General features: G+C 44.2%; 17 protein-coding genes, 1 tRNA gene and 1 pseudogene. 15 read left to right on the top strand and 4 right to left on the bottom strand.

Translation table 11 applies throughout. The features are described 5' to 3' along the window. The first annotated feature begins 69 nt into the window (after window positions 1-69). Window positions 70-1,947, top strand: a complete 1,878-nt coding sequence (locus NIAKO_RS04010; protein ID WP_014217116.1) for a T9SS type A sorting domain-containing protein — start codon at window positions 70-72, stop codon at window positions 1,945-1,947. A gap of 104 nt (window positions 1,948-2,051) precedes the next feature. Here the strand turns inward: NIAKO_RS04010 and NIAKO_RS04015 are convergent, their stop codons facing one another. Further along, window positions 2,052-3,314, bottom strand: a complete 1,263-nt coding sequence (locus NIAKO_RS04015; protein WP_049815462.1) for a M43 family zinc metalloprotease — start codon at window positions 3,312-3,314, stop codon at window positions 2,052-2,054. Between the two features lie 230 nt (window positions 3,315-3,544). Between NIAKO_RS04015 and NIAKO_RS04020 the strand changes: the two genes are divergently transcribed. From NIAKO_RS04020 to NIAKO_RS39685, 5 genes are all read left to right on the top strand, one after another. After that, window positions 3,545-5,740 (top strand): beta-1,3-glucanase family protein, encoded by a 2,196-nt coding sequence (locus NIAKO_RS04020; RefSeq protein ID WP_014217118.1) that lies wholly within the window; start codon window positions 3,545-3,547, stop codon window positions 5,738-5,740. A gap of 239 nt (window positions 5,741-5,979) precedes the next feature. Beyond that, window positions 5,980-6,052: transfer RNA gene (locus NIAKO_RS04025), tRNA-Lys, on the top strand. A gap of 138 nt (window positions 6,053-6,190) precedes the next feature. Continuing rightward, entirely contained in the window at window positions 6,191-8,125 is a 1,935-nt protein-coding gene (locus NIAKO_RS04030; RefSeq protein WP_014217119.1) for a T9SS type B sorting domain-containing protein, read from the top strand. Between the two features lie 639 nt (window positions 8,126-8,764). Then, window positions 8,765-10,999, top strand: coding sequence for a beta-glucosidase (locus NIAKO_RS04035; RefSeq protein WP_207622487.1), 2,235 nt, complete (start codon window positions 8,765-8,767; stop codon window positions 10,997-10,999). Between the two features lie 436 nt (window positions 11,000-11,435). Continuing rightward, window positions 11,436-11,546 carry a universal stress protein gene (locus tag NIAKO_RS39685; protein ID WP_425311429.1) on the top strand — a complete coding sequence of 37 codons (111 nt, stop codon included), beginning with the start codon at window positions 11,436-11,438 and terminating at the stop codon, window positions 11,544-11,546. 41 nt (window positions 11,547-11,587) lie between these two features. Here the strand turns inward: NIAKO_RS39685 and NIAKO_RS04045 are convergent, their stop codons facing one another. After that, the gene (locus tag NIAKO_RS04045) at window positions 11,588-11,773 is read right to left on the bottom strand and encodes a hypothetical protein (RefSeq protein ID WP_014217122.1); all 186 of its coding nucleotides are present in this window, start codon (window positions 11,771-11,773) and stop codon (window positions 11,588-11,590) included. Between the two features lie 156 nt (window positions 11,774-11,929). On the opposite strand from NIAKO_RS04045, the gene NIAKO_RS04050 reads away from it, so the two are divergent. Continuing rightward, complete coding sequence (locus tag NIAKO_RS04050; protein WP_014217123.1) at window positions 11,930-13,081, top strand: prolipoprotein diacylglyceryl transferase; 1,152 nt, start codon at window positions 11,930-11,932, stop codon at window positions 13,079-13,081. A gap of 1 nt (window position 13,082) precedes the next feature. Here NIAKO_RS04050 and NIAKO_RS37680 read toward each other — a convergent pair. Then, window positions 13,083-13,289 (bottom strand): annotated as a pseudogene (locus tag NIAKO_RS37680) (inorganic phosphate transporter); the annotation flags it as partial. A gap of 176 nt (window positions 13,290-13,465) precedes the next feature. Between NIAKO_RS37680 and NIAKO_RS04055 the strand changes: the two are divergent. The 4 genes from NIAKO_RS04055 (at window position 13,466) to NIAKO_RS04070 (ending at window position 19,369) form a co-directional block, all read left to right on the top strand. Then, on the top strand, window positions 13,466-13,816 hold the full coding sequence (locus NIAKO_RS04055; RefSeq protein WP_133055395.1) for a hypothetical protein: 351 nt from the start codon (window positions 13,466-13,468) through the stop codon (window positions 13,814-13,816). Window positions 13,817-13,947: 131 nt separating this feature from the next. After that, the gene (locus tag NIAKO_RS04060; RefSeq protein WP_014217125.1) at window positions 13,948-17,202 is read left to right on the top strand and encodes a SusC/RagA family TonB-linked outer membrane protein; all 3,255 of its coding nucleotides are present in this window, start codon (window positions 13,948-13,950) and stop codon (window positions 17,200-17,202) included. Window positions 17,203-17,219: 17 nt separating this feature from the next. Further along, complete coding sequence (locus NIAKO_RS04065) at window positions 17,220-18,692, top strand: SusD/RagB family nutrient-binding outer membrane lipoprotein (protein WP_014217126.1); 1,473 nt, start codon at window positions 17,220-17,222, stop codon at window positions 18,690-18,692. Further along, on the top strand, window positions 18,677-19,369 hold the full coding sequence (locus tag NIAKO_RS04070; protein ID WP_133055394.1) for a hypothetical protein: 693 nt from the start codon (window positions 18,677-18,679) through the stop codon (window positions 19,367-19,369). Before NIAKO_RS04065 ends, NIAKO_RS04070 begins: the two co-directional genes overlap by 16 nt. 61 nt (window positions 19,370-19,430) lie before the next feature. On the opposite strand, the gene NIAKO_RS04075 is transcribed toward NIAKO_RS04070, so the two are convergent. Further along, window positions 19,431-19,802: a thioredoxin family protein gene (locus tag NIAKO_RS04075; protein ID WP_041346318.1), complete on the bottom strand. Its 372-nt coding sequence runs from the start codon at window positions 19,800-19,802 to the stop codon at window positions 19,431-19,433. A 153-nt stretch (window positions 19,803-19,955) separates the two neighbouring features. On the opposite strand from NIAKO_RS04075, the gene NIAKO_RS04080 reads away from it, so the two are divergent. From NIAKO_RS04080 to NIAKO_RS04095, 4 genes are all read left to right on the top strand, one after another. After that, window positions 19,956-20,342: a DUF302 domain-containing protein gene (locus NIAKO_RS04080; RefSeq protein WP_014217129.1), complete on the top strand. Its 387-nt coding sequence runs from the start codon at window positions 19,956-19,958 to the stop codon at window positions 20,340-20,342. Window positions 20,343-20,540: 198 nt separating this feature from the next. Then, the gene (locus tag NIAKO_RS04085) at window positions 20,541-21,860 is read left to right on the top strand and encodes a TolC family protein (protein ID WP_014217130.1); all 1,320 of its coding nucleotides are present in this window, start codon (window positions 20,541-20,543) and stop codon (window positions 21,858-21,860) included. A 26-nt stretch (window positions 21,861-21,886) separates the two neighbouring features. Then, a complete protein-coding gene (locus tag NIAKO_RS04090) occupies window positions 21,887-22,960 on the top strand; it encodes an efflux RND transporter periplasmic adaptor subunit (protein WP_014217131.1) in 1,074 nt (357 codons plus the stop codon). A gap of 25 nt (window positions 22,961-22,985) precedes the next feature. Continuing rightward, complete coding sequence (locus NIAKO_RS04095; RefSeq protein ID WP_014217132.1) at window positions 22,986-26,192, top strand: efflux RND transporter permease subunit; 3,207 nt, start codon at window positions 22,986-22,988, stop codon at window positions 26,190-26,192. Window positions 26,193-26,194 lie beyond the last annotated feature (2 nt).

A 26,194-nucleotide genomic window follows, 5' to 3' on the forward strand; every position in this document is an offset into this window, starting at 1 on the left:
TTCCTTTGACATATCGATCGTCCAATGCCTATGTGCCTTTGCTTATTCTAAAGACGCACAATATATATTATGAAAAGTGTTACTTCTACTCTCACAATGATCTTACTATGCCTGTATGTTAGCGCCCAGGTTGGCAGTCTGGACAATTCATTCAACGGCACAGGATTCCGGGTTGATAATCCCACCGGCTTCCCCGATAAATATGATATAGCATCGGCTATGGCATTTACTTCGGGTGGTAAAATAATAGTGGCCGGACGTGTTGAAAACGATAATAATTTTCTTTTGCTCCGGTATACAGCTGCCGGCGTGCTGGATAACACATTTGGTACCGGCGGTATCGTGTGGGTTAGTACAGTAGATGCCCGGGCGTATGGTATGGCCCAGCAAACTGATGGGAAGCTGGTACTGGTGGGTTGGATCAACCCCGCCGCCAGGGATTTTTGTGTAATGCGTTTTAACAGCGATGGCAGTTTTGATAACAGTTTCGGAACAAATGGTATTGTATCTACCCCAATCGGTGCTGAATTTGATGAAGCCCGCAATGTAGCCATCCAAAACGATGGAAAAATAGTGGTGACGGGTTATAGCACCAATTCCTCACACAATACTGATTTTGTAACCGTGCGTTATACAGCTACCGGTGGCTTGGATGGTACATTTGGCAGCGGTGGCATTGTAAAAACAAACATCAATAATTTCGATATGGCGGAAGGTATTGCGATCAACAATACTACAGGCGCCATAACAATAGCCGGAACCAGCAATGGTGATTCTCAGGACCCCAACTATTCCAATACAGGCAGTGGGGATTTCACCGTGGTTCGTTATACATCCGCCGGTGTACCCGATGCTACCTTTGGCGCTGGTGGTATAGCTACTTTCGATATCGGTGGAACCGGTACATACGATGAGGCGCATAGCATGGCAGTTCAATCGGATGGGCAATTGGTATTGGCCGGCATAACAAAACGCAATACTACTAACAGTGGTAACAGCGATGCGGCTGTTATCAGGGTAACCACTGCAGGTGCACTGGATGTTACCTTTGGTACCAGTGGTAAAGTGATCGCCAACTATACCGGCTTTAATTCAGACGATGATATCCACAGCGTAGCCCTGCAAAACGATGGTAAGATTGTGATAGGTGGCAGCGTTGATGCATTCTCTAATCCATTAAAGCCTTACGGTCTTCTGCTGATGCGTTTAACAGCTGCAGGTGCACTCGATAATACCTTTGATGGAGATGGAAAAGCTGCTGCTGACATAGTACCTGCTGATAACGATTTCGGCTATGTAGTGGCATTGAACAACAACCGGATTTACCTGGCTGGTACCAGTGGAGACCCCAGGGACCTGGCTATTGCCGCTTTCCAGAATGATGGCACTTCGCTGCCTATCGTGCTTAGCCAGTTCTACGGACAAAAACAAACGAACAAAGTGGTATTGCAATGGACTACCAGCATGGAAGAAAATGTAGCACAGTTTGTAATTGAACGCAGCAGCGATGGCAAAACCTATAAGGCCATCGGTACCGTACCTGCGACCGGCAACAGCACTTTAACCAGGAACTATTCATTTGCCGATCAGAGTCCGTTTACCAATGCCAACGACTACTACCGTTTACGGGTTCAGGATGTAAGTGGAAGCATTACCTACAGCAAGGTGCTTATTATAAATTTCTCAACTGAGTTAACTACCAGTTTGCAGATCTTCCCCAACCCGGTTAAGGATGTATTACAGGTGCAGATCCCTGCCGGGTTTAAAGGCACTACCAGCCTGCAGGTATTTGACTTAAATGGTCACCTGGCGAAGTTGAACCGTATTAATTCAGATGGCAATGCCCTGAATACTACTATCGACATAGCCACCTTACCTACTGGGGTGTATATGCTAAAAGCTACCGATGGCAGCAATTCAGTGAGCACCCGTTTTGTAAAACAATAGAAAGAACCAATTGGCGATAAGCAATTGACAATAAGCAAAAGAGCCACCAAAATGCAGGTGGCTCTTTTGTATTTATGACCTGTCAATTGCTTATTGTCTATTGCCTATTGTTTAATCACCTTCTGCATTATCTTTTTATCAGGGAAAACAGCCTGGATAAAATATACGCCGCTGGCAAAGCGGTTCAAATTAAATGTATAACTACCTGCACCCGTTGCAACCTGCTCCGCTATTTTTTGTCCCGCACTAGTATACAGGCTAATAGCTTTTAACGTAACCGGAACCGGGTAAAACCGGATGGTAATGGCATTGGTAGCAGGATTAGGTGTAACCATAAATCCTTTTGACAGCAGATTAGGTAACGGATCGGCGCCATGGGAAGTATAGTACCCCGGATGATAATCGTTTAACGCTGTTTCCATGCGCGATACCTGTCCGCGGGTAAACAGGCTCATACAGGCATCATCGGTATAATCCATATAATTCTCATACAAAATACCCGGCGCTGCAGGGCTGCAGGCATCCGTTATTATGGCGCCCCCGGGGCAACCGCTGGTAAGGGTGGTTTGGTTGGGCGTATCATCTACAAAATCGGTTCCCGTGCAACCATTTTCATCGCCCCAGATATGATACAGATAAAAGAAATGTCCGGCTTCGTGCGTTAGTGTACGCCCTCTGTTATAAGGTTTAAGAGAGTCGGCAGGCAGGGTGGTATAATGAATAACTATTCCTTCTTCGGCGGGAATACTGGCGCCTGGTAACGTGCTGTAGCCTAAAACATAACCGGCAGATAAGTTGGTGATCCATACATTCAAAAAACGATCGGCGTCCCAGGCATCATCACCGCCCAGCGCGGTGTATTTAAGACTATTATCAAATGTACTATATATCGAGCGGCCGGCAGTAGCGCGTACAATACCCGAAGCAGGCTCATTGCCGGGTGTTCGTTGCGCCAGTTTAAACTGGATCTGGCTTTTACCAAACAAAGGTTTAAAGGCAGCAGGAAGGTTCACCGAATCTTTGTTCATGCCGGCAAAATCTTTATTCAACACATCCAGTTGAGCCACTATCTGCGCATCGGAAATTACAGCCGGGTTGGTGAGCACAACATGAAATACAACAGGTACATAAACAATAGTGCCCTCGATGCGTAAACCGGTGCCGGTTGCTATTCGCTTATTTACAGATCGCTGAAAACCGGTGGTTTGTTTTTGAAAGGTTGCTTTCAGTGACGGGTTGCTTTGGAAGGTATGTTCCAAAAGCTGCATAGTGCCACATTGCCGTTCCTGGGCCCATGAGAAGTTCCCGTTACCCATCAAACAGCTGCTTACAATTACCAAACGGAGATAATAATTCAGGTATGCCAATGGAAGAGGTTTGTATTCTTATGGCTGACACCGGGATTTCAGACAGCGTTGCATAACAGCCCGCCCGCAAAAGTATTTAGCAATACATATTAGGGTAACCAATATGTCCAATGTCATATGTACGCCTGCGTTAGGAGATAAGAGAAGCTTACTTTTCCACAAGAAAACTTGAAGAAGTTAATAGAGTTAAATTCACACCAAATATCCGTTAACAAACCATTTATTACTGTATGGAAACAACAACTAAACCTATTTCCTTGCGTGCAATTACCAAATGCCGCCGGATGGCGCTCCTGCTGCTATCCTTTTTGTTTTTGAACCACACCTTTAGCCAGACCACGGTGCCATTTACACTCTATAACAACAGTGCATTTACCGATGCCAATGTATATGTGGCTGTTGTAGGTATCATTAACGACAACCATGTTTGGCTCGATACCAAAACAGGCGCTGTAAAACTGATGAGTGTTTCTGACAACACCGTAGCCGGTCCCGTGATCGGCGGCAACCAGGGCCCGGGTAACAACGGCAGGTATGCCAATTGTTTTGCCCGCCTGAGCGAAATACCAAATAAGACCATCAATATCCCTGGCATCGCAGGATGCAGGATACTGATCTCTTTTAATTCACAGTTGTTCCTGTATTTCTTTGGGGCATCCGGGGCGCCCAGCGGTTATGCCGCGCCCAACCTGGCCAATCCCACCGATCCCAACCAGGGCATCCGGTTTGAAACGATCGAGCTTACCAATGCGGCCAATGGCTTATGGGCCAACACCACGCGGGTTGATTCTTACCAATACCCAATGGGGCTTGAAGTATGGGGCAATAATGGTTTCTATAAAAAAGTAGGCGAACTGAAAACACATGCGCAGATCCTCGCGCAATGGCAATCACAGGCGCCGGCAGCTTTTGCCGGTTGTTATGATGCCACCAATGGAATTATTAAATTCCCTAGTAAAACAAGTGCTTTCCAAAGCGGTGGTGCACAGGCCAATTACTTTGGCTCCTATGTAGATGCCATCTGGTCGAAATATACCAGCGAAAACCTGGTGTTTAATGCCGGTGACGCAGGTATCTGGAGCGGTCGCGTATCGGGCAACGTGTTTACCTTCACCCGTTCTTCCGACGGAGCGGTTGGGGTAATTTCAAACAAACCAACCAATACCGAGGTGATGGAAGGCAGCGGCGTTATGGCCAGCGGCGGCCAATGGGATAAAGTGGTGCAGGCGCAAATTTGCGCAGCCATCAACCGCCATGCCATCGATCTTACCCTGGGCAACGGCGCTACCCAGGACTTTTCCACCGATACAAAATATTATGTAACGTCGCCATATAACTGGTATTGTAAGTTCTGGCATCAGCCCGATATCAGTCTTAACAGCCTGACTTATTCATTCTGTTACGACGACGTGTTTGAAAAGTCATCTACCATCAACGCCCCATCGCCAGTACGGGCCACCATCACCCTTGGCGGGTATGCCGGTTTGGCCACAAGCGGCGTGGCAACTGTTTATAAAGACTGTAACTATGGTGGGTATGCTGTTGCGCTCAACCCAGGCTCGTATACCCTGAGCCAGTTGAATGCACTGGGTGTTTTGAATGATGATATTTCTTCGCTCAAGGTGAATAGCGGTTATAAAGTCACCCTGTATAAGGATGACAATTTTAGCGGCCGCACCATTGTGAAAACCGCCGATGACGCCTGCCTGGTTGACGACAATTTCAATGATACCGCTTCTTCTTTGAAAGTAGAAACCAATGCTGCCTTCTCAACAGTGATCCAGGCGGAAGATTATACCTATATGGCAGGCATCCAGACGGAAGCCACAACAGATGCCGGCGGCGGCCTGGATGTGGGGTATATAGATGCCGGCGACTGGATGTCGTACAATGTGACCATTCCTGTTGCAGGCACCTATCGCGTTATATATCGCGTGGCCACTCCAAACGCCAACACCACCCTTAGACTGGAAAAAGATGCCGGTGCTACACAATTAGGTTCCGTGACCATTCCTAATACCGGTGGCTGGCAAAACTGGACGAACGTGGCGCATAATGTAACCTTACCGGCAGGCACCTATTCCATAGGTATTGCAACCTCAACCGGTGGTTTCAATATAAATTATCTCACCATCACAGATAATTTATCGGCCCGGCTGGTTACGCAGAGCATTCAGCAACCACTGGCGGCAGCAGAAAACATCGCTTTGACCCTTTCGCCCAACCCGGTAAGCAATATGCTGTACCTGAAAGGCTATGAAAAGGTGCAAACGCTCACCATCTATGACCTGAATGGCCATGAAGTAAAAAAGGTAACAAAGCCAGGCAATACGATCAATATTCAGTCATTGAATACGGGTGTGTATTTAATTAAACTAACCCGTACTGATAACAGTATTAAGACGATAAAGATTATAAAGCAATAATGTTACCCCGCAGTAGGTAATAGCAGATAAAAGGGCCTCGTAAGGGGCTCTTTTTTAATTTATTGCTGAAGTTATTTCGCATTGGGTGTCCATAGAAGGAAGAAATTGGTCATTTCCCCTGCAAATCAGTCTCTTAAATTAATAATTTGTTCATTTTTCACCCATCTGATGTTGGTAGGAATGAATTAACCCCTTATTTTTGCACTCTTTTCTAACTAACCAGTAAGAAAAGAGGTTTTGTCTCCGTAGCTCAGTTGGTAGAGCAATTGACTCTTAATCAATGGGTCCAGAGTTCGAGTCTCTGCGGGGACACAAAACAGAAGCATTCGTCAACCGGCGGATGCTTTTTTTATTGGTAAACCTTTGCAGATCTATGTTGCAATTAGTACGGTTTAAAAATAAATTGATCCATAGGTAAAACTGACTTAAATTGTTTAGGTGAACCAACCTATGAGATCATTTCTCTACGCCTATATGGTAACCATTACAAGCCTGCTTATCACCAACCCGGTGAATGCTCAGCTGTGCCAGGGCAGTTTGGGTAATCCTATCGTAAACATCACCTTTGGGAGCGGACCTAATCCAGGCCAGCCATTCTCCGCCGCCACTACTACCTACATGTATACATCGGGCGATTGCCCGCAAGACGGTTATTATGCCATCCGCAACAGCACCAGTGGTTGTTTTGGTTCATGGCATACGATCACTTCCGACCACACCGGTGATCCCAATGGTTATTTTATGCTGGTCAATTCCTCTTACGCTCCCAGCGCCTTTTTCGTGGATACTGTGCATGGGCTTTGCAGTAATACCAATTTTGAATTTGCCGCCTGGATAACCAATATGCTGAGGCTCGGGCAGGGGTGCCAGCCCAGTATCAAACCTGATCTTACTTTTACTATTGAAAAAACAGACGGCACGATATTACAGACTTTTAATACCGGTAGCATTTCTGAACAAAGCACCCTCACCTGGCAACAAATGGGATTTTATTTTGTGACACCTCCAGGTATACAGGACGTTGTATTGCGTATTGTAAACAATGCTCCGGGCGGATGTGGCAATGATCTGGCTTTGGATGATATTACATTCCGTCCCTGCGGTCCCACCATCATGGCGAATATTAGCGGATCACCCACTACCAGTTTGTATTTCTGTGTAGGAGGTTCGCATTTTCTAACGTTTACGGGCAATGTGCTGGCGGGGCTGCTCAACCCAACCCTGCAATGGCAGCAGAATATCAATGGAGGTGGCTGGCAGGATATAGCAGGAGCAACAAGCACTACTTTGTTACAGAACTTCCCGGCTACGAAAGCCCCTGGAACTTATCAGTACCGGTTGAGCGCAGTAGAAGCTGGTAACCAGGCGGCATGCAGAACTGCTTCATCCGAATTGTCCATAACTATTACCCCACCCTTATCTGCCACTATCAACTGTAATACTCCCTTGTGTGAGGGCAGTACCCTGTTGTTTTCAGCTACCGGTAATGTAAATGCACAATACCAGTGGACTGGCGTTAATGGGTTTACTGCTACCGGCTCCTCCGCTTCCATTCCTGATGCCCAGCCAGCTCAATCGGGTAAATATTATGTACAGGCAAGTACCGCTGCCGGCTGCACGTATTCAGATTCTATCTCGGTGAACATCAGTCCGGCGCCGGTGGCAATGGCCGGTCCGGATACCAGCATTTGCAAAAATGAAAGTGTGCAGTTAACCAGCAGCGGCGGTACCACTTATCAATGGAAACCATCGACCGGCTTATCCGCGAATAATATTTCCAGCCCCGTAGCCACACCGTTCGATACAACCAGCTATATGGTAATTGTGATTAATGACGCTGCATGTAGTGATACTGCTTATGTAGTTATTAATGTAGCTTCCATACCAACTGTGAATGCCGGTCCCGACAAAAGCATTATAAAAGGAGAAACCACGGCGTTGAACGGCATGGTAAAGGGCGGAGACTTTACATATAACTGGTCGCCCACCTCTTATATGATGAATGTTTCTTCGTTTACACCACAGGTTAATCCTACGACAGATATTGATTATATTTTATCGGCCACTTCCAATGCCGGTTGCGGTATCGCTCACGATACCGTGCATGTATTTGTTTACCCGGGCATTTATATACCGAATGCATTTACACCTAACGGAGATGGCCTCAATGAAACCTGGCGTATTCCTGCCTTAAACGCCATCGCGGTTTTTGAATTAAGCATTTTTAACCGCTATGGACAATTAATGTATCATACTCAAAACGATAATAAACCCTGGAACGGACAGTTCAAAGGCATTGATCAACCCTCCGGCGGGTATATTTATCTGCTTAACATTGCCAATGGCAAACGGATAATGAAAGGTATTGTAATGTTATTGAGGTGAGAAGATGGGCAATCGCGAAATAATTGTAATTGGTAGCCTCTTTTTTTATGTTAACCACGGAAAGACAGGGCAGCGTGTCCAGGTTGCGCCAAAATCGGTAGAATATTTCAGCCCTTTGTCTGAGTTAAGCCATACTTTTCCATCGGGAAGATTACCTGGATGTCCGCTGAATTCGCTCATGCTATCTGTTATTATCCAGTTTTTTCCGCGGTTAAAGGTCAGATAAAGAAAACGCCGGGTATTGTTAAGCAGATTGTCAGCTCACAATCACTAGCATATCTTTTCTGCGTTTTATAAGTTTTTGCAATGGCATAAAGGAAATCTAATATTATCTCAGCGTTTTCCCTTTTAAATGGAAAAAAAATAAATTAAAATATCTGCACGATTGAGCTGCATTTTTATCAGTAAATTAGGGTATTGTAAAGGGTGAGCCTGGTAGGAACAAGGGAGATAGAAATGGTGCTAACGAAAAACCAGCACCCCGCTTCTTTATTGTTACTTATTCAAACAATAGTAATGAAATCATTTTGTTTGCCCTCAAGCTTACTGTGCATTGCACTGTGTTTTTCTTTTGGATCTTCTGCCCAAAATAATCTACCGCAATTAGGGAAAGCCCCCATTTCTGCTGTCATTAAAGCCATGACCCTTGAAGAAAAAGCCGGGCTGGTGGTAGGCAAAGGCTTTTCAATACCCGGCATATCTATGGGTGAAACTGATAAAAGTCCCGATAAAATTACAGGCATATCAGGGCATTCTGTAGGTATTGCACGATTGGGTATTCCTTCTTTAGGATTTGCCGACGGCCCCGCCGGTATTCACAAATTCATGAACGCAAAAGATTCTGCAGATAAACTGTTTACCACGGCGTGGCCGGTGGGAACGCTTTTGGCTTCGAGCTGGGATACTGCCCTGGTGAAAAAGTTAGGCGTAGCTTTTGGCGAGGAGATTAAAGCTTTTGGCATTGATTTTATTCTGGGGCCGGGCGTTAACATTCACCGCAATCCATTGGGAGGCCGCAATTTCGAATACTATTCAGAAGACCCGCTGGTTTCGGGTAAAACAGCGGCCGCCATTATAAATGGAATTCAATCCGAGGGAGTGGGCGCTACCATCAAACATTTTGCTGCAAATAACCAGGAAACAAACCGTATGAGCGTAAACACCATCGTTAGTGAAAGAGCGCTCAGAGAAATCTATTTAAGAAACTTCGAAATCGCTATCAAAAGTTCCCAACCCTGGGCTGTTATGAGCTCATACAATTTAATTAACGGAACCTATACTTCAGAGAGCCACGACCTGCTTACCACAATACTCAGAAATGAATGGGGGTATAAAGGGTTTGTGATGAGCGATTGGTTTGGCGGCAAAGACCCTGTAGCCCAAATGAAAGCAGGTAATAACCTGGTGATGCCCGGTACAACAGCGCAGGTTAAAGCGATCGTTGATGCGGTGAAAAACGGGCAACTATCCGAAGCCGTTCTGGATGAAAACGTAGCTGACATTTTAAACGTGATGCTGCAAACGCCCACTTCCAAAAGATATCAATACTCAAATCACCCTGACCTGAAAAAACATGCTGAAATATCCAGAGAGGCAGCCGCAGAGAGCATGGTACTGCTAAAGAATGATGCTGGTGCTTTACCTGTAACTGGAACCGCTAAAACTATTGCTTTGTTTGGCAACCATGGCTACGATCTGATTGCCGGTGGTACGGGAAGTGGTGACGTTAGCAAGGCGTATGCCGTTTCAATGGCAGAAGGTTTAACGAATGCAGGATACAAGGTAGATAAGGAGTTGCAGCAGCGCTACCAAAGCTATTTGAACGAATACGAGGCGAAACACCCCAAAAAAGCGTTACTTCAGGAGTTGTTGAACCCTACTCCACTCGCGCCGGAATATACGGTGGATAAAAGCAGCATTGAGCAAAAAGCTGTTTCTTCGGATATTGCTATTCTATATATCGGCAGGAATGCCGGCGAAGGTAACGACAGAAAAATCGCAGATGACTATGAGTTAACCGCTCAGGAAAAAGAAATGATCACAAGTATAACAGATGCTTTTCATGCTGCACATAAACCCGTTATTGCGGTATTGAACATTGGAGGTGTTATTGATGTTATGCCGCTTCGTGATAAAGCAGATGCTATCCTGCTTGCCTGGCAACCGGGGCAGGAGGGCGGCCATGCGATAACTGATATATTAAGCGGACGGGTAAATCCTTCCGGCAAACTTGCTACCACATTTCCTGTATCATATAATGATGAACCCTCTACCAAAAATTTTCCGGGCAAAGAGTTTCCCGAAAAGGCCACTACGGGAATGTTTGGAATGAAATCAATACCTGCCGAAGTAACTTATGAAGAAGGCATTTATGTGGGCTACCGGTATTTCAATACATTTAACGTAAAGCCGGCGTATGAATTTGGTTACGGCTTATCGTACACCAGTTTTGGCTATAGTCCTGTGAAACTAAGCGCGGCGACTTTCAACAATAAACTGACAGCATCAGTAACCATCACCAATACCGGTAAAGTGGCAGGTAAAGAAGTAGCAGAGCTTTATTTAAGCGCGCCTGCAAAGACGATGGATAAACCTTCTGAAGAATTGAAAGCCTTTGCAAAAACAGGTTTATTGCAGCCCGGGAAATCCCAAACGATAACCTTTACACTAACCCCGTCAGACCTTGCTTCGTATAAATCAGATGCATCTTTATGGCTAGCAGAAGCAGGCAATTACACCGTAAAAATTGGCGCTTCTTCGTTAAACATAAAAGGCACTGCTTCTTTCAACCTGCGTAAAGAACTGGTGGTAGAGAAAGATCACAAAGCGTTATCACCTCAGGCTGGTATTAATGAATTAAAGCCTGGCAAATGATGAAACCGGACTGGTTATACCGTGAACGCCTTCGCTTGGTAGCTCATGAGCTTTTCCACCGTATTCAGGACTCCTTGGGTTTGCCTGCACGTAGCCCCAATTGTAATCATCTCGACAGACGCGAAATAGACGCTTGTACCTGCGACTGGAATTTCAGACTCTTGCTGCAGTATTGAATAACCCGTAAATAGCCGCCGATGGATTTCAATTGGCCCAACAACTAAATGCGGAAATAGCATTAATAAGCATTGATGACACCACGTTCTTAATGACGGATGGAGGCATAACACCCAAGCAATTGGCAGAAATAGAAAAGATACATTGATGAATGCCCAGCAAATGCTTTTGGAAAAGGTATTTAACGGGCATAAAGTCTGGACATTTATAGAAGAAGGAAAAGATCCTGAAATCGGCAGAAGAATGGGAAGCTGATATTATTGTTCTTGGCACTCACGGAAGAACCGGGATGAGTCATCTGCTTACAGGCAGCGTGGCAGAAAAGGTAATCAGACATTCCACTAAACCATTAATAATTCCAACTAAATAATTGACAAAACAGCTCACGTTACCTGAATTTACTTTTACTGATTAGTCATTATCAGACTGCTTCTCCTTTTCTTTAAGCATATCACTTAATTTACGGATTGTTTCCCTTTGTTCTTCTAATTCTGCAATCGTTCCATTCCGCTCGAGAAGCGCCAGGAATTTCCTTGTCTCCTGCCGTAAAAATGCGCGCAATTCCTGGCTGGTCAGGTTTTCCAAATCATCATTCATAAACCACGAGTTTCACTTGTTTGTTACCAATATATCAATACAAGGTTAAGGAATTCTGCTCTAAACTCCATTAACAGGTATTTATTTTGCATTGCTATTAGAATAGGATTAGAATTGCCAATGCTGATTTCCCAATTCTTAATAAAGCTACTTTTAATGTTCATATTTTACTCAGCAGACTTTATATTAAATATGTATCCTGATTTACAATTTTTGTTAGAACATATCTTTAAAACACATGTTCCTTCATTTTTGGGCATCTTCAAAACTTTTGGCTTTTTCGTCGCCCTTGCGTTCCTGACAGCTGCTTATCTTTTTAAAAAAGAATTACTACGCAAGAAAGGCCTCAAATTATTTCAACCTGAATTGCTGCCAATAGACAAAGCAAAAAAGTATCTTTCTAAAGAGGAATTTGCCGGTGGGGAGTCCCCATTTGAACCTATTTATCCTCACCAAAGAATTGGGGAGATAATAATGCTTGCGGCAATTGGGGGATTAATAGGCGCAAAGATCTTCAATGCATTGGAAACATGGAATGAGTTCGTACAGGATCCTTTGAGTAGTTTATTTTCAGGTAGCGGCCTTACTTTTTACGGAGGATTGATTGTAGCGTCATCGTTGATCTTCTACTATTGCAGAAAGCACAAGATCAATTTCATTCATTTTTGCGATGCAATTGCTCCTGCACTTATGCTTGCCTATAGCATTGGAAGATTAGGATGCCATTTTTCAGGAGATGGCGACTGGGGCATCTTTAATAGTGCATATATAAGTATGCCCGACTCGTCCTTAAAGGTTGCTACTTCACAGGAATATAATGATGTTATATTGAATTCAGCAAACTATTTCGCAACTAATTTCGGATCCACTTCAAGCGTTCCTTTTACACACATAAAAGCGCCTATAGGGCTTCCGGACTGGTTATTTGCAATGAATTTTAATCATAATGTCAATAATGAAGGTATTCCTATCATTAACTGTACAGGAAACTATTGCCACATGCTTCCTGTTCCCGTTTTACCGACATCTTTTTATGAAGCTGTAATTTGCCTGGTATTGTTTGTTCTACTTTGGAGTTTCAGAAGTAAAATGAAATATGGATTGCATTTATTCGGATTATACCTTGTACTGAACGGATTGGAAAGATTTTTAATTGAAAAAATAAAAGTTAACTATCATTACGATTGGGGTTTTATTCATCCGGCACAATCAGAAATTATTTCAGTCATTTTATTTTTAACGGGAAGTTTAATATTATTATTCTACAGAAATAATAAATACATATTAAATCAGGCTGCCGGAACTTAAATTAAAAAAGCAGATTAAATATTAAATATAGTATCATCGAAAGTAAAGCACTCAAAGGAATGGTGAGTATCCATGCCCATATTAAATTGATGGTTACTCCCCAACGCACTGCGCTAAAGCGTTTTGTTGAGCCTACGCCGATAATAGCACCTGTAATAGTATGAGTTGTACTCACAGGAATACCTAACAGAATAGTCAAAAACAGTGTTAAGGCGCCCGCCCCTTAATGGACCTTTAAGAAATTTTTGTTCGTAATTCTAACCTGCTTCTAATGTAATGTGCAAAAAAAGAAACACGCCAGTTAATCTTTTGGTAACAATTGCGTAATCCCGGCATAACACTGTTTTGGAAATAGTAGGAATACCTTTACGTTTCCAAACTGAAATGAAACACCTCTCTTTCTTTCTGATACTGCTAATGGCTTTCAGGGTATGTGTAGTACCCGTGGGGTTTGCCAGGTATGCTAATGAGCTGAAGCATAGCAAGGTGACCTTTGAGCAGATCAGGGTCAAAAACAGACGATCCTCTTACCTGGAGGAAGGTGATCATTTCTCACAAACACTTACATCGGCTTCTGCCATTTGCGTTTCCCTTAAACGGTTTCTTTTTACTGCAAAGAAGAAAGTTACCCCCGCTTTTTCTCTTATTTCCGCCCTGTTTTCTTTCAAATATCATTCAACACTTCCTGCAACGCCCCGTTACCTCTATTTGCTTAACAGGGCATTTCGTATATGATCCCGGTACATTAGAATTTTGTTTATTCTCGTTTTTCATGTTACTCAGCTGTCAGTTACAGGTGTATCCTGTAACAAAGGCAAGCATTACCCTAACATTTCCTCAAGGATTATTTTAATAAAAAACGCTTTATGAGATTGTTTACAAGATTGCGGCTACCTGCTGCATGCCTGTTGTTACTGGCATCCATTTTTTGTAACAAGGTTTTGGCTCAACAGAAAACTGTAACTGGCACTGTTATAGACAACCAGGATAAAACGCCCTTAGCTGGCGTAGGCATTATTGTAAAAGGGCAAAAGAAAGCGGCCATTACAGATGATGCCGGAAATTTCAAAATAGAGGTTCTGCCCAATACTGTTTTGGTAATTTCCCATTTAGGGTATAAACCCGTAGAAATAACTACTGGCGAGACTGCGATGTCAATTGAACTGGAGCGTGATACCAAAACAATGAATGAAGTGGTGGTAACAGCACTGGGTATTAGTAAACAGGCAAAGGCGTTGGGATATGCGGTACAATCGCTCAATTCACGCCAGCTTACCCAGGCGCCAGATCCGAATCTTATAAACAACCTGGCCGGTAAACTGGCCGGCGTGCAGATCACAAATGGAGGAGCTGGAGTAGGTTCTACTTCACGCATTGTGGTGCGTGGCGAAAATTCATTCAGCGGCACCAATCAGCCTCTTTTTGTTGTTGATGGTGTACCCATTAATAACGAAACCTATTTTAACAACGCCCTTGAAAATTCTTCCAACCAGGGTACCTGGGCTGAGGTAGACTGGGGAAACGGCGCCGCAGAGATCAGCCCTAACGATATTTCCAAAATTACTGTATTAAAAGGCCCAACGGCTGCAGCCCTGTATGGCTCCCGCGCAGCTAATGGCGCCATTGTGCTTACCACTAAAAAAGGCACCCATGAGAAAGGACTTATGGGCGTATCCATTAACAGTACTACCAGTTTTGAAACCCCATTGAAGCTGCCACGCCTGCAAAATGAATATGGCGCCGGTGTAAACGCGTATCCATTGTCGGGCACACCCAATACCTATTCATTTGTGAACGGCGCGGGTTCCAGCGAAAACAATATCCCCAACTGGGGACTGAAGTTCGATCCGACTGTAAAAGTACTGCAGTTCGACAGTCCGGTTCCCGGAACAGATCTACAGGCAGGCGACCTGATACCATTGGGTGTAAATGGTTTGCATGCTACGCCCACTCCCTGGGTTGGCCATGCCAATCACTTTAAGGATTTTTTGCAAACAGGCATTACAACTCAAAACAATGTTAGCTTCAGCGGCGCCAATGAAAACGGCAGTTATCATTTTTCCATTGGTAATCTTTACAACAGGGGTATATTGCCAGGTACTGACCTGCGGCGCTATACACTTGCTTTAAGAGCAAGTCATAAATTCAGTAACAAGCTTACTACCGATTTCTTTATAAACTTCATCAACGGCAACAGCAGCAACAGACCCAATATTGGCTACGGTTCTGAAAGTGTGATGTACACTTATTTCGGCGTCTATGGCATGCCTATCAACGTAGACCTGAACTCGCTGAAAAAAGAATGGCAAACAAGCCGTGACCAGCAAAATCAATTCCGTTACTGGAATAACCACGACAACCCTTACGTTACACTAAATGATAACGTAAATAGTTTTAATAAAAACAGGCTCATTGGGAATGCGTCCCTTAAATATGCTGTAACGCCGCAACTGGATGTAATGCTGCGTACAGGATCAGATATTTATGATGACCATCGCGAAGGGCATCGTGCCTTTACTACGGTTCGGTTCCCGACAGGCGGTTTCAGAACTGATGACGTGAATTATTTTGAGAACAATACCGACTTTTTGGTAAGCTATCGTAAAAAACCCGGCAGGTTGTTAAATATCAATGCTTCAATCGGTGGTAACCGGTTCATGCAAAACATCTCCTATAACCGCAATATCGCCAACGCTTTGATCACACCAGGGTTGTATAACTTTTCCAATGCACAAAGCCAGTTACCAACTTTATTCCAGAAATACGATAAGGTGGTGTACAGCGCGTATGCTTTCGCTGATCTTGACTACAAAAGTATGTTGTTCCTGAACGTTACCGCCCGCAATGATCATTCCAGTACGCTTCCAAAAGGAAATAACTCCTTTTTCTATCCATCGGCTTCATTAAGCGGTATTGTTTCAGAGATGGTGCATCTGCCTACGCCGATTTCTTATTTTAAGTTGCGGGTATCGGCTGCTCAGGTAGGCCGGGACGCAGATCCCTATTCCATCGCCAATACTTACATTACCAATACGCCGTTCAACAGTTATCCGCTTACTACCGGTAACCCGGTATTGGCCAACAACAACCTGAAACCTTCGGCCACTACCACTTCCGAAGCCGGTATGGAGATCCGCTTTTTAAATGACCGTATTGGCCTCGATGCTACTTTTTATAATTCAAATACCCGGAATGAAGTAGTGCAATTGCCCATTCCTATTTCCTCAGGCTATACGAATGCTTTTGTTAATGGCGCTTCCATCAACAATAAAGGGATTGAGCTCATGCTGTCTGCGTCACCCTTTCATTCTGATAAACTGAACGGCTTTAACTGGGACATGAACTTCAATTTCAGTCATAATGTAGCTAAAGTAACAGCTCTGCCAGGAGGCATTAACACATATATTTATGCGCAGGTAACACAGTACGACCGTTATTACCGCTCTATTCAATATGAAGCAAAGGTTGGAGAACGCATCGGAAATATGTATGGCAACTCATTTGTACGCGACGGGCAGGGCAATATTTTATACAATAAAGGCGTACCGCAATTCACTACCACGCAAAATTCATTATTGGGCAACTACAATCCTGATTTCATATTGGGATGGTTCAATAACCTGAGCTATAAAAACTTTAATATGGGTTTTGTATGGGATTGGCACCAGGGTGGAAAATTCTTTTCTTATACCGAGCTGGGTGTATTGGCAGGAGGCATGTCTGTTGAAACATTGCCTGGCCGTGAAACAGGTCTTATTGGCAAAGGGGTAATGGACGACGGTTCTGGCAAGTATGTGCCCAATACGGTGAAGGTAGATGCTGCTACTTATTACAATGGCTACTACAATGCTACCAATAACGAGGCTTTTATGTATAATGCATCTTACCTGAAATTAAGAGAACTGCGGCTGGGATATACATTCAGGAATATCTTCTCAAAAGCTCCTGGTTCTAAACTGAATGTTTCTTTCATAGCCCGTAACGTACTGGAGTTTACACAGAACAAAGATGTTGATCCTGAAACATTGGCTCTGCGCGGACAGCAGATCCTGCCAGGCACTGAATTCCTGAGCATCCCTGCAACAAAGAGTTATGGTTTATCTGTAGGATTGGATTTTTAATGTAAAAACTAAAAAGTATGAAAACGAATAATATAATATTTACAGGGTTGGCCGCAGCAACCATTTTTTTAAGCTCCTGTTCAAAAGAGCTTCAGCAAACGAACAATAACCCTAACAGCCTGGAAAAGCCTGACGCTACCACCTTGTTATCGAATACCATTGTATCGGAATTTTATAACAATGCCAACCTGGTGTGGACCCTGGGGAACGGATATGATCAATACATGACCTTCAGCTCATCCTATTACAACCAGCCTACCCGGTATTCACCAATTACCAATGAACCCTATTGGATACCGATGTATGAAGCGGCAAGGGATGCCAATACACTGTACCAATTAGGCCAAACCCAAAACAATCCCCTGTTGCAGGCAGCGGCACTCACCCTTCGGTCTTATGCGTTTGCCCAGCTTACTGAATTATGGGGCGATATTCCATTTACGCAAGCGCTGAAGGGCAGCACCGGCGTATACACACCTGCATACGACGATCAACAAACTGTATATACAGACGGCCAGTCGGGCATTCTTCCCAGCCTGCGAAAGGCCGACAGCCTCCTGAAAGCTAACAGTACGGGTTTGATCGGCGGCGATATGCTGTTCAATTCAAGCGTACCCTCATGGAGAAGGTTTATTAATGCATTACGCCTACGCTACCTGCTGCGCGTTTCCGCTAAAATGAATGTAGCAACAGAAATGCAATCCATTGTTACAGAGGGCGCCCTTATGCAAAATGCCACACAGAGCGCTGCGCTCGCATTGCCGACTACTACACCATACAATTTTGTAAGCCTTACTGAGCGCTCGGGCGATTTTGCGGTAAAATATATGAATAGTCCTTTGTATAACACCTTTGTTGCTACAGGCGACACGGCCCGCATCAGCGCTTACTTTGCTGTAAATACCGCTACTGCAGCCGGTGCTCCTTTTAGTTTCAACAATTACGGTGGTATGCCAATGGTGGTAGATGCTACCGCTACACAAACAGCGCAATCATCTAACTTCAATAGCAGCTTTGTATCTGGTTCTAATAAAAACCTTATTAAGGCCCGGATAATTACTTATGCCGAACAGGAATTTATTTTGGCCGAAGCCGCATTGAAAGGTTACATAAGCGGAGCGCAACAATCACATTACAACAACGGAGTGTTGGGCGCCTATGCCGAACTGGGGCTCGATGGCAGCAATTACCTGACCCATACCGGCGTAGTGTTCGACAATTCATCATCGAACGCGTCATTAATTCAAATTATTACACAAAAATGGCTGGCTAACATCAATAACGGTTTTGAAGGATGGATCGAATACCGGCGTACCGGCTATCCTGCTCTTCAGACAGGTGGTTCTGTTAACATGAATAACGGCGTTATACCAACCCGTTTCCTGTATCCTACTTCTGAGAAAACAATTAACGGCACAAACTATTCTCAGCAAATACAAAAAATGGGCGGAACAGAAAATACGAACTATAAAGCGTGGTGGGAAAAATAAATAATCTTCCAAAAAGAGTTGGTGGCCGTGGCCATCAACTCTTTAACCAACCAAATTACACTTGTATCCTCAACATTAGAAACATGCAGACAAAGCATAATAAACAACTTGGGCTATATGTTATTCTTCTCGATGGCGGTTACGATTTCTTAAAATGGAATAAAGCCCTTGTCTCTTTTGGATATCGCATCGATATTATAAACCTGGATGAGTTTGAGTTGAAATTCGGCTCGTACTTTGACCTGGAGAATACAGAAAGTCTGTCACAGAATATTCCCATTAAATTTACCGACGGCGGCAAAAGGCCTGTTACGATTTTTATCAGTAAAGAATTTGAGCAAAAAATCAACACCCAATTCCCGCAGTATATCCCATTCCTTGAAAAGGGATATGTGGTGTTGTTAAAAACATTCAAAAAACTTCCGATTTATTCCCGCCAGGAGATCACTTCAGACGAATTGATGGACCACATGCTAACCACTTACCAATTCTGCAAAAATTTTATTGGTTGTGTTCAATTAACCGTGGGAGATTATTTTAAACCGGGTGGCTATTTTGCACACATTTTAGAAGATACCGCTCCTACCAAAAAAGATAGGGGCGATAAAAAAATTGATTTGCCCGTAAAAATAGAAGTAATCAAAAAAGGCAATTTTTTCAAGCTTGATTTTTCATGATAGTAATAATCAAACATATTACAGCCGTTCAAATAAAGACCCCGATGGTGCTGCTGCTTTTTTATTGCAGCAAATCCTTTTGCAATAATCGTTCTTCAATTATCTGTAGAAATGTTTTTTTTGATAATGCACCGGGCTGCATCACAGGAATTTCCTCTACCGGGATAAAAAGAAACGTTGGAATACTTTGAATCCCAAATACAGCGGCAAGTTCCTTCTCCGTTTGAGTATTGACCTTGTAAATTAATAACTGGCCATCAAATTGTTTGGACAGATCTTCCAACACAGGAGCCACCATCTTGCAGGGACCGCACCAGTCGGCATAGAAATCGATTATAGCTGGGATCTTTCCCTTATATTTCCAATCCTTTTCTGCGTCATAGTTAAAAACTTTATCTTTAAAGTCACTCGTTGTCATTTGTATTGTCGCCATTTTATTTTGTTTACTCAAAGCTACTATCTGCTGTAACTCCGATACGTGATATGAGTCACACTAAAACGCCAATCAATCAGGGAAGACAGAAGTGATAAATGTCACTACGGAAACAACAGGTCATAATTAAATTTGCGCTTAAAAAACATAATTATGAATTATAATATTAGCAAAAAGCTGCAAATTGGTTTTCAGGAGGCGATCAATAAGGTAACAGACGAGTTAAAGAAAGAAGGATTCGGCATCATTACCGTAATTGACCTGAAAGAAAAGTTCAAAGAAAAAGTAGGCGTTGATTTCAGGAGGTATACTATCCTGGGCGCCTGTAATCCGAAAATAGCTTATGAGGCTGTGCAGCTGGAAGATAAAATCGGGGTAATGTTGCCCTGCAACATCCTGGTACAGGAGCATGAGAACAGTGAGGTAGAAGTGTCTGCAATCAACCCGATGAATGCTATGGGCATTGTGAATAACGAGCGGCTTTCATCACTTGCCAACGAAATCGGCCAAAAATTACAAAAAGTAATAGCAAATATTTAATAGGACTTTTATTGATCCATCCGCAAAGTTAAACCTGTAAGAAATAAGCAAAGGCCGCCTGAACGGGTGGCCTTTGCATTTGTACGCGTATTTATATCTGTTCCTTATGATATCTATTAATGCCATATCCCTGTTGCCGTGACCTGAGTCACGATTAAGGCTGTTGCCGCTTTATAAGTTTGCGGTAAATCATACAGGATGAAGAGAAAAATATTCAGATTGTATATAGCTATACAACTCGGTTGTACCGGTTATTTTTCCGCCGCAGCGCAGGATCAGCCTCAGTCGCTTACTTTGGAAGAAGCCATCAACAACACAATAAATAATAACCGGCAGTTGACCATAAGCAAGCTCGAAGAGAAAGTGAGTCAGTATAATTATAAATCTACTGCAGCTTTTTTTCTTCCCCAGGTAAACCTGAGCTATTCGGGTTTTGCAACCAACAACCCCTTAAACGCCTTTGGCTTTAAGCTTCAGCAACAGGCAATCACCCAGGATGATTTTAATCCAAAACTGTTAAACAACCCGTCATCTACTTCCGATTTTATGACACAGGTGTACGTACAGCAACCGCTGTTGAATATGGACATGGCGTATATGCGAAAGTCTGTATTAAAACAAACGGAGGTTTTGTCGTATAAAACAGCCCGGATAAAGGAATACCTGGAATTTCAGGTGAAAGATACCTACCTGCAATTACGGTTACAAAATGAAACAAAAAAAGTACTGGAAGCATCGCTGGTATCATTCAAAGCTTTATACCAGTTTACGAAAGACCGTTATGAACAGGGACTTTTGCAAAAATCTGATCTTTTAAATACGGAGGTGCTGGTAAGAACGATGGAAAACAACCTGGCAGAAGTACAATCAGGCATTCAAAACCTGTCCGACAGGTTGAGCCTGCTGATGGGAAAAGACCCGGGCGTGTTGTATGCCGTATCGGGCGCCATGAAAGATCAGCTTCCAGCCCACGACACATTACCTGCAGGCCGTTCAGATTTCCGGGCGATGGAAGCAGGTATTGCCTCGATTGATTATAGCATTAAAAGCAGCCAGGCCGGGTTGTTGCCCCGCATCAACGCATTTGCCAATTACCAACTGCACGATCCCAGCCCTTTTGGATTTGGCGGCAATGGCTACCTGGCAGGCGTCCAGTTTTCGTGGGACCTGTTCAAAGGCAATTCTGTTAGAAATAAGATAGCCTCATTGGAACTGGAAAAAGATAAGATGAACGAAGAATTGGTGAAGCAGAAAGAAGAAAGCAGGTCGGATATTCTTAAAGCGTTACGTCAATACCAGGATGCCGGCGCTACAATATCGAGACAAAAGCTGGCCATTTCGGCAGCTGAAGAAGCATTCCGTGTATTACAGAACAGGTATAACCAGGGCCTGGTGAATACAACGGATATCCTTATGGCTCAAACGCAGGTATCGAATCAACAACTGGCCCTTGCACAAGCGGTTTTTGCGCAACAAATGGCAACTGCCTGGCTGGAATTTTTAACAAGCAATAATTAATGTATATGAACCAGTATAAAATGTTTATGAAATTACTAGCAGCATCATTTGTACTCCTGTATTTAGCTGGCTGCAGCAGCCCTGAAAAACCAATTCAAACGGAGCCTCCTGTTGCCGTTACCATCGCCCGGCCCGGTTCCATGGGCGCATCGGCCATAACGGTAAGCGGGCAGGTGGAAGCCGCACAAACAGCAGCCATCAGCACCCGCATCATGGGGTACATTACTAAAATGAATGTAAAAGCCGGCGACCGGGTACACACAGGACAACTGTTGTTTTCTGTGAGCAATGAAGACCTGCAGGCCAAACGGGCACAGGCAGATGCCCAGATTGTACAGGCGGAAGCGCAGTTGCAAAATGCAAAAAAGGACTACGACCGCTTTACCGCTTTATATAAACAGCAAAGCGCTACAGAAAAAGAGCTGGAAAATATTCAGCTACAATATAACGCTGCAAAAGCAGGGGCAGAGGCGGCCAGGCAGGTACGAAACGAAGTCAATGCCTCCTTTGCCTATACAAATGTAGTAGCCCCTTTTGATGGTATCATCTCGGCGAAAAACGCAGATGCCGGTAGTATTGCCAATCCCGGTATGCCGGTATTGACGCTCGAAGCATCCAAAGGATTCCGGGTTGCTGCCGGTATTCCCGAATCGCAGATAGCTGATCTTTCAATAGGAACCCCTGCAACCATTACCCTGAAATCGATCGGCCGCGTGTTTACCGGTACTGTTGCAGAGATAAATCCTTCGTCGTCTGTAAGCGGCGGGCAGTATCCTGTAAAAATAAATATCCCGGCCGATCAATACAAAGGCTTATATGCCGGCATGTATGCCAACATATTCATCAAATCCAAAAGCAACAAGCCAGACAAGGAAGCCGATGACAGGATCCTGATCCCCGTTTCTGCAGTGGTGCATACAGATCAGTTGACCGGCATTTATACAATAGGTGAAAATAACAAGGCCGTGCTAAGGTGGATCAGGCTGGGAGAACAATACGGCAATGAAGTGGAAGTACTGTCTGGTTTAGGTAAGGACGAAAGCTTTATCGTAAACGCCGACGGCAGGTTGTATAATGGGGCCGGCGTAATAGTAAAATAATTATTTACTTAAGCAATTGAATAAAATGGAAAAAGGATTATCTGGTAATATAGCCAAAGCATTTTTGCAGTCAAAGCTCACCATTTTGCTGATGATTGCCTTCCTGCTCATCGGAGGCTATAGCACCCTGCTCATTCCACGTGAAGAAGAGCCGCAGATAAAGGTGCCGATGGCAGATATTTTCCTGGGATACCCCGGCGCCGAACCGAAAGAAGTAGAAACAAAAGTAGCAGCCCCTTTGGAGAAGATCATCTCTAATGTGAAAGGGGTGGAGTACGTTTACAGTACCTCCATGAAAGGACAGGCAATGATCATTGTACAATTTCATGTTGGTGAAGATGTTGAGCGTTCACTGGTAAAGTTGTATAGTGAGCTGATGAAGAACATGGATAAAATGCCACAGGGCGTTACCATGCCTTTAATTAAAACCCGTGCCATTGATGATGTGCCTGTATTGGGCCTCACTTTATGGAGCGAAAAACAGGATGATTACCAGTTAAAGCAAATTGGCCAGGCTGTTACCAACGAAATTAAAAAGATCGGTGATGTGTCGGACGTGAATATTTCGGGTGGCAGAAGCAGGGAGATAAAAGTGATCCTTGATAAAGATAAACTGGCAGGAAATCACCTGGATATTATAAAAGTGACCAGGGCATTGCAGGCGTCAAACATCCAGCTACCGGCAGGAAACCTGTTGCACAGCGATACCAGCTTTTCCGTTGAAACCGGTAATTTTTTGCAATCTGCCGGAGATGTCGGAAATATTGTGGCCGGGATCTATAACGGGGCGCCTGTATACCTGCACCAGGTTGCCCGGGTGCAGGACGGACCGGAAACGCCCGGCCAGTATGTATTCTTTGGGTATGGCAGAGCCGACAGTATGGTCAGCAGACACAACTCCACCTATCCCGCTGTTACCTTGTCGGTAGCCAAGCGGAAAGGCGCAGATGCCATGAAGCTGTCTGAACAAATACTGAAGTCGGTAGACCGGCTGCATAAAACGATCATTCCCGCCGATGTACAATTGACCGTTACCAGGAACTATGGCGAAACAGCTTCAGATAAAGTAAGTGAACTGTTATTCCATCTTTTTATAGCCATTGTAGTTGTTACTGTATTTGTAATGCTGGCCATGGGCTGGCGTGGCGGATTAGTAGTGTTTTTGTCGGTGCCAGTCACATTTGCGCTTACTTTATTCAGTTATTATTTCCTCGATTATACACTGAACAGGATCACCCTTTTTGCGCTCGTATTTATTACCGGTATTGTGGTAGATGATTCTATTATCATTGCCGAGAATATGCACCGGCATTTTAAAATGCGCAGATTGCCGCCTTTGCAGGCTGCCATTTATGCTATCAATGAAGTGGGTAATCCAACTATCCTGGCAACCTTTACTGTTGTAGCGGCGGTATTGCCAATGGCATTCGTATCGGGCATGATGGGGCCATATATGAGCCCGATGCCCATTGGCGCTTCCATTGCCATGATCCTGTCACTAATAGTGGCTTTAACATTAACACCTTACCTGGGCTATATTTTCCTGCGCGAAAAGGAAAAGAAAGGTCATCAGCATGAGGAGTCCAAACCACTGGTGCTCGAAGAAACAGGTATTTATAAGATTTACAGCCGGTTGATCAGGCCCCTGCTGGAAACAAGGTGGATGCGTTGGACATTCATTCTTTCCATCGTTGTTATATTGATAGGGTCACTGTTGCTGTTCTATACCAAAACAGTGGCTGTGAAAATGCTTCCCTTCGACAACAAGAACGAATTCCAGGTAGTGATAGATATGCCCGAAGGTACTACCCTGGAAAAGACCTATGCGGTAACCAATGATATCGCTCAATTTATTTCCATGCAACCGTTGGTAAAGAATTACCAGGGATATGTGGGTACGGCTGCACCTATCAGCTTCAACGGGCTGGTGAGGCATTATGACCTGCGAAAAGGGGAGAACGTGGCTGATATACAGGTAAACCTGGTAGATAAAAAAGACAGGTCGCAGCAAAGTCATGACATTGCCAAATTAATGAGGACGCCTGTTCAGGCAATCGCCCAAAAATACAATGCAAACGTAAAGATCGTGGAAGTACCACCGGGGCCCCCTGTGCTTTCCACACTGGTGGCAGAAGTATATGGCCCTGACCATAACACGCAGGTGCAGGTAGCCAGGCAGGTGAAAGATATGCTCGGCAAAACTGCCAACGTGGTAGATGTGGACTGGATGGTGGAGGATGATCAGCCCGAATACCACCTGGAAGTGGATAAAGAAAAAGCGATGCGGCATGGTCTTGCGCCAGCGGAAGTGGCGGCGTTTATAAACGCCATCGTATCCGGACAGGCTGCTAATAACCTGTATGTACCTTCCGCCTATAACCAGGTTAAAATAAATGTTCAGTTCAGTGATAAGGATAAGTCGGGTATTGACGACCTGTTGAATATGGAAATGGCATCACCCACCGGGAACATGTTAGCAATACGGGATATTGTAACGGTGACCAGGCAGATTAAACAAAAAGCCATTTACAGGAAAAATCAAAAAGAGGTAACCTATGTGCTGGCCGATATGGCCGGAAAGCTGGAAAGTCCTTCCTATGCCATAGCAGACATTTCTGCCAATCTTCACCAGGTCCAATTGCCAAAAGGATATGCCATACATGAAGAGTATACCCATCAGCCGCTTTCAGAAGATGAATATTCGGTAAAATGGGATGGCGAATGGCAAATCACCTATGAAGTGTTCCGGGACCTGGGTATTGCATTTGCGGCTGTTATCATTATCATATATATGCTTATAGTGGGGTGGTTCCAGAATTTTACCGTACCGCTGATCATGCTGGCTGCTATTCCGCTTTCGCTGGTAGGCATAGTATTGGGCCACTGGATAATGGGCGCTTATTTTACAGCCACCTCCATGATCGGTTTTATTGCGCTCGCAGGTGTGATGGTCCGGAACTCTGTACTGTTAATAGACTTTATTAATATCCGGCTTAAGGATGGGGTTCAGTTGAAACAAGCCATTATAGAGGCCGGGGCGGTGCGTACGACACCTATTTTATTAACAGCCGGAGCGGTGGCATTGGGCGCAGTGATCATTTTATTTGATCCGATATTCCAGGGGCTGGCTATTTCCCTGATGGGCGGTACTATTACTTCTACCTTCCTTACCCTGCTTGTAGTACCCCTGCTGTATTTTAAAATGAAAAGGAAAAAAGTAAAACATTTATAAAT

This window comes from Niastella koreensis GR20-10 (assembly GCF_000246855.1).
Classification (GTDB): domain Bacteria; phylum Bacteroidota; class Bacteroidia; order Chitinophagales; family Chitinophagaceae; genus Niastella; species Niastella koreensis.